General features: G+C 65.1%; 3 protein-coding genes. 1 reads left to right on the top strand and 2 read right to left on the bottom strand.

The genetic code is table 11. The features are described 5' to 3' along the window. Positions 1 to 39: 39 nt before the first annotated feature. Together HU729_RS24685 and hrpA are read right to left on the bottom strand one after the other, a co-directional pair. Positions 40 to 1,161, bottom strand: coding sequence for a beta-ketoacyl-ACP synthase III (locus HU729_RS24685; protein ID WP_186711840.1), 1,122 nt, complete (start codon positions 1,159 to 1,161; stop codon positions 40 to 42). A gap of 211 nt (positions 1,162 to 1,372) precedes the next feature. Continuing rightward, positions 1,373 to 5,278: an ATP-dependent RNA helicase HrpA gene (hrpA, locus tag HU729_RS24680; RefSeq protein ID WP_186711839.1), complete on the bottom strand. Its 3,906-nt coding sequence runs from the start codon at positions 5,276 to 5,278 to the stop codon at positions 1,373 to 1,375. Between the two features lie 265 nt (positions 5,279 to 5,543). Here hrpA and HU729_RS24675 point away from each other — a divergent pair, with 265 nt between their 5' ends. After that, positions 5,544 to 5,708, top strand: a complete 165-nt coding sequence (locus tag HU729_RS24675; protein ID WP_186711838.1) for a hypothetical protein — start codon at positions 5,544 to 5,546, stop codon at positions 5,706 to 5,708. The last annotated feature ends 79 nt before the right edge of the window (positions 5,709 to 5,787 follow it).

Here is a 5,787-nt window from a genome sequence, read left to right as displayed (position 1 = left end):
CGCCGCTGCGACTTGCCCGCGAAAAGGCCGCCGCTGTTATCAGCGCTTGCGCAGAATCACACTGCCAATCGAATACCCCGCCCCGAACGAACTCAGCACCGCCAGCGAACCCTCGGCCAGGTCATCCTGGTACAGGTGGAAGGCAATCACCGAGCCGGCCGAACTGGTATTGGCATAACGGTCGAGAATCACCGGTGCCTCCTGCTCGCTCACCTCACGCCCCAGCAGTTTCTTGACGATCAGGTGGTTCATGCTCAGGTTGGCCTGGTGCAGCCAGAAGCGCTTGACGTCGGACGGCTGCAGGTCGTTCTCGGCCAGGTGCTTGCCGATCAACTCGGCGACCATCGGGCAGACTTCCTTGAACACCTTGCGCCCTTCCTGCACGAACAGTTTGTCGCGGGTGCCTTCACCCTCCTCCGCCGCACGGTTGAGGAAGCCGAAGTTGTTGCGGATGTTGTTGGAGAACGAGGTCAGCAGCTTGGTGCTGACGATGTCGAACTGATGCTTCGAGGTGGCCTTGTCGGCGCGCTCGAGCAACACGGCAGTAGCGGCATCACCAAAGATGAAGTGGCTGTCGCGGTCACGGAAGTTCAGGTGCCCGGTGCAGATCTCCGGGTTGACCATCAGGATCGCCCGGGCCTGGCCGAGCTGGATGCTGTTGGCGGCGTTCTGGATGCCGAAGGTGGCCGAGGAGCAGGCCACGTTCATGTCGAAGCCGAAGCCCTGGATACCCAAGGCCTGCTGCACTTCGATGGCAATCGCAGGATAGGCGCGCTGCAGGTTGGAACAGGCGACGATCACCCCGTCGACGTCGGCAGCGGTACGACCGGCACGCTCCAGTGCCTGGCGGGCGGCGGCCACGGCCATTTCGCAAAGAATGGAGTACTCGTCGTTGGAGCGCTCCGGCAGGCGTGGCTTCATGCGCTGCGGGTCGAGGATGCCGGCCTTGTCCATGACGAAGCGGCTCTTGATGCCCGACGCCTTTTCGATGAACGCCGCGTCGGAGAGCGGCGCCGGCTCGACCTCGCCACGCTCGATGGCGGCGGCGTTGTCTGCGTTGAACTGTTGCGACCAGGTGTTGAAGGATTCCACCAGTTCTTCGTTGGAGATGCTCTGGGCCGGGGTATACAGGCCGGTGCCGCTGATCACGACGTTATGCACGGTCGTTCCTCTGGTCTGTGGCCTGCGCCTGTCGGGCGTTGGCCGGGATGGGCTGTGATTAATGGCACTTTAGTGCCAACTTGAGATCGTCAGCGAGGGCTGCGCCCTCGATCGCGGGGCAAGCCCGCTCCCACAAAGTGAGAGCGCGGTTGTCATGCGATGGGCCGCAACGCGGCCCAAATTGCACCAATATTGCCACAATTCAGGGAATTTAGGCTTCCACCAAACTCCACTGCTTGCTTAATCGCTTATCGGAAACCGCCACTTTCGTCCCCAACTGCTGCGCGAACAGCGACACCCGGTACTCCTCCAGCAACCAGCGATACAGGGTCAGCTCGGCGTCACGCTTGCCCTCCTGGGCATGCTTGTCGGCGCGGGTCTTGTACTGTGTCCACAGGTTGCCCAGCTCGCCGCTCCAGACCCGGTCCTTCTGCACCTGCGAGCCCAGCTTCTCCAAACGTAGCTCGATGGCCTTCAGGTAGCGCGGCAGTTCCTTGAACCACTGCGCCGGCGTCTCGCGCACGAAGCCTGGGCAGACCAGGTTGCCCAGTTGCTGCTTGATATCGTTCAGCGCCACGGCCTGGCTCAGGTCGATCTTACCCTTGAAGCGCTTCTGCAGGCCATGCCACAGCTTGAGCACTTCCAGGGTCTGGCGTGCCAGCCGCTCGGCATGCTCGGCCCAGTCGCCACGCTTGCGTTCGGCGAGCGAGGCCAGCGCGGCGCCGTCGCGCGGCAGTGGCGTCTCGCCTTCGAGCACACAGCTGTCGAGGCTGGCCAGCAGGATATCCTCGACCAGCGACTCGACCCGGCCCAGATCGCGATACAGCAGCCCCAGCTCTGTCAGCCCCGGCAGCTTGCCGCGCAGGAACTTGGCAGGCTCGGCCAGCTGTTGCAGCAACAGGCGCTGCAGCGCGCGGCGGTGCTGGAATTCGGCTTCGGCCTGGGTCGAGAAACGCCCCTCGCGCACCGCGCCGTTGTCTTCCACCAGTGCCGGGTAGACCGTCAGCGACAGGCCGGCAATCTTCTGCTGGGCAGTCTGCGCCACCTGGGCGAAGCCCTTGGCCTGCACCGGCTGTTCGGTCTTCTCGCTGCGTGGCAACGCCAGGGCGGCCTGGCTGGCGGCGGCGAAACGCGCGGTCAGCTCAGCCAGGTCGCGGCCTTCGCCGAGGAACTTGCCCTGGCCGTCGACCACCTCGATGTTCATGCGCAGGTGCCCTTCGACCTGGCCGGCCGATTCGGCCCACGCCTCGTCGGACACCCGCGCCCCGGTCATGCGCAACAGCTCCTGGCCCAGGGCCTGCGGCAAGGCACCTTGGCCGAAGCTCATGCGCGACAATGCCGCCTTGACGAAGTCCGGCACCGGCACGAAGTTCTTGCGCAAGGCCTTGGGCAGGTTGCGCACCAGGGCCACGCACTTGGCCTCCAGCAACCCCGGCACCAACCACTCCAGGCGTTCGCCCGGCAGGTTCGGCAGCAGGGGCGCAGGCACCCGCACGGTGACACCGTCACGCGGGTGATTGGGTTCGAAGTGATAGCTCAGCGGCAGGCGCAGGTCGCCCACCTGCAGGTGGTCCGGGTACTGCGCGGCGGTGACTTCGCTGGCCTCACGGGCGAGCACGTCCTCTTCGCGCATGATCAGCAGGTTGGCGTCCTTCTGGCTGTTCATCCGGTACCAGCTGTCGAAGGTCGCGGTCTGGTGGATCTCTTCGGGCAGGCGCGCCTCGTAGAACGCGTACAGTGTCTCTTCGTCGGCCAGGATGTCACGACGGCGGGCCTTGGCTTCCAGCTCGTCGAGCTGCTCGAGCAGGCGCTTGTTGGCCGACAGGCACTTGGCCCTGGACTGGATCTCGCCACCGACCAGCCCCTCGCGGATGAACAGCTCGCGCGAGGTCACCGGATCGATCGGACCGAAGTGCACCGGGCGACGACCGACCAATATCAAGCCATAAAGCGTGATCTGCTCATAGGCGACCACCTGACCGCGCTTCTTCTCCCAGTGCGGCTCGAAATGGTTCTTCTTGATCAGATGCCCGGCCAGCGGCTCGATCCAGTCCGGCTCGATCTTGGCGACCATGCGCGCATACAGCTTGGTGGTTTCCACCAGCTCGGCGGCCATCACCCACTGCGGGCGCTTGCGGCCGATGCCAGACGAGGGGTGCACCCAGAAGCGCCGCTGACGCGCGCCCTGGTAATCACCCTCTTCGGTCTTGTGGCCGATCTGGCTGAGCAGACCGCTGAGGATCGCCTTGTGCATCCGCTGGTAGTCGGAGGCTTCCTTGTTCACCGCCAACTGCAGGTCGCGGCAGATCAGCGACAGCTGGCGGTGCGCATCACGCCACTCGCGCAGGCGCAGGTAGTTGAGGAACTGCTTGCGGCACCAGTTGCGCAGCGGGTTGGCGGTCAACGCCTGGCGCTGTTCCTCGAACCCGCGCCACAGGTTGACCAGCGCGGCGAAGTCCGAATCGACATCCTTCCACTGCGCGTGCGCCTGGTCAGCGGCCTGCTGGCGCTCTGGCGGTCGCTCGCGCGGGTCCTGCACCGACAGCGCACTGGCGACGATCAGCACTTCCTGCAGGCTGCCCTGGCGGGCACCTTCGAGCAGCATGCGGCCCAGCCGCGGGTCGATCGGCAGACGCGCCAACTGGCGGCCCAGCGGCGTGAGCTGGTTCTCGCGGTTGACCGCCGAGAGCTCCTGCAACAGGTTGAAGCCGTCGCTGATGGCCTTGCCATCCGGCGGCTCGATGAACGGAAACGCGTCGATCTCGCCCAGGCGCAGGTGCAGCATCTGCAGGATCACCGCCGCCAGGTTGGTGCGCAGGATCTCAGGGTCGGTGAAGGCCGGGCGGCCGTTGAAATCATCCTCGCTGTAGAGACGGATGCAGATCCCCGGCTCGACCCGCCCGCAACGGCCTTTACGCTGGTTGGCGCTGGCCTGCGACACCGCCTCGATGGGCAGGCGCTGGACCTTGGCGCGGTAGCTGTAGCGGCTGATGCGCGCGGTGCCGCTGTCGATCACGTAGCGGATGCCCGGCACGGTCAGCGAGGTTTCGGCGACGTTGGTCGCCAGTACCACGCGCCGGCCACTGTGGGACTGGAAGATCTTCTGCTGCTCGGCCGGGGTCAGGCGCGCGTACAGCGGCAGGATTTCGGTGTGGCGCAGTTGTGCCTTGCGCAGGATTTCGGCGGCATCGCGAATCTCGCGCTCGCCGGGCAGGAACACCAGCACATCGCCCGGGCCCTTGCCCTGGCTGCGCTCGTGCTGGGCGATTTCATCCAGCGTGGCGAGGATCGCCTGATCGACGGTGAGGTCATCCTCGACTTGGTTACCCTCCTCGTCCTGCTCGCTGGTCAGCGGGCGGTACCAGGTGTCAACCGGGTAGGTGCGGCCGGACACCTCGATGATCGGCGCGCCATCGAAGTGCTTGGAGAAGCGCTCCAGGTCGATGGTCGCCGAGGTGATGATCAGCTTGAGGTCAGGGCGCCGGTGTAGCAGGGTCTTGAGGTAGCCGAGCAGGAAGTCGATGTTCAGGCTGCGCTCGTGGGCTTCGTCGACGATGATCGTGTCGTAGCGCTCGAGGAAGCGGTCGTGCTGGGTTTCGGCCAGCAGGATACCGTCGGTCATCAGCTTGACCAGGGTGTTCGAGTCGCTCTGGTCCTCGAAACGCACCTGGTAACCGACGAGCGCCCCAAGCGGTGTGCCGAGCTCCTCGGCAACCCGCGCCGCCACACTGCGCGCGGCGATCCGGCGTGGCTGGGTATGGGCGATCAGGCCATGACTGCCGCGGCCCAGTTCCAGGCAGATCTTCGGCAACTGGGTGGTCTTGCCCGAGCCGGTTTCGCCGGCGATCACCAGCACCTGATGCTCGGACAGGGCCTTCTTGATCTCGTCGCGCTTGGCGGCGATGGGCAGGTTGTCGTCGTAGCGGATGCTCGGCACGCTCTGCTGGCGCGCGGTGACCTGGGCACAGGACGCCTGGACCTTCTCCACCCACTGCGCCAGCTTGCCCTCATCGGGGCGCTTGCGCAGCTCGTGCAGTTGCCGCCGCAGGCGATGGCGGTCGGCGATCATGGCGTGGTCGAGGTTTTGCAGCAGTTTGTCGATGGCGTGGTCAGTCATGGGGCTTTCTGATGATGCAGGTGAGCCTGCTTTTGCATGATCGGCATTCGTGGGGATGGGCGATTGTCGCAGATTTGTGGGTTCTCTGCTGCCTGTACCGGCCCCTTCGCGGGCAAGCCCGCTCCTACGCAAGAGCAGCCCGTGCAGGAGTGGGTCTATGCCGCGACAGAGCCGAGCGGATCAACACAATGTTTAGCCAAAACCGATCTAAACATCACCACTCACCACTTTAATCAACCTTACCCATCATGTGAGTATCCAGGGCATGATTCCCGACCCGATCACCGCGCCCCCGCTGTCACGCCCTTCGCTGCCGAAGGTCAGCGCCCGCGCCGGTGAAAATCCGCTGGTCCACATCATCCTCGCCTTCTGGGCCCTGTGGCACTGCCGCCATGCTCGCCCGCCGGATACCTCGCTCGCTGTCCATTGACGCCTACCGCAGCCCTGCGGCTGCCTGAATCCGTCCGACACACCGCGTCAACCCGCGGTGGTCTTGTTGGCCCCCCCCC

The organism is Pseudomonas sp. RW10S2 (assembly GCF_014268985.1).
Classification (GTDB): domain Bacteria; phylum Pseudomonadota; class Gammaproteobacteria; order Pseudomonadales; family Pseudomonadaceae; genus Aquipseudomonas; species Aquipseudomonas wayambapalatensis.
This window is presented reverse-complemented; position numbering and strand designations above follow the sequence as displayed.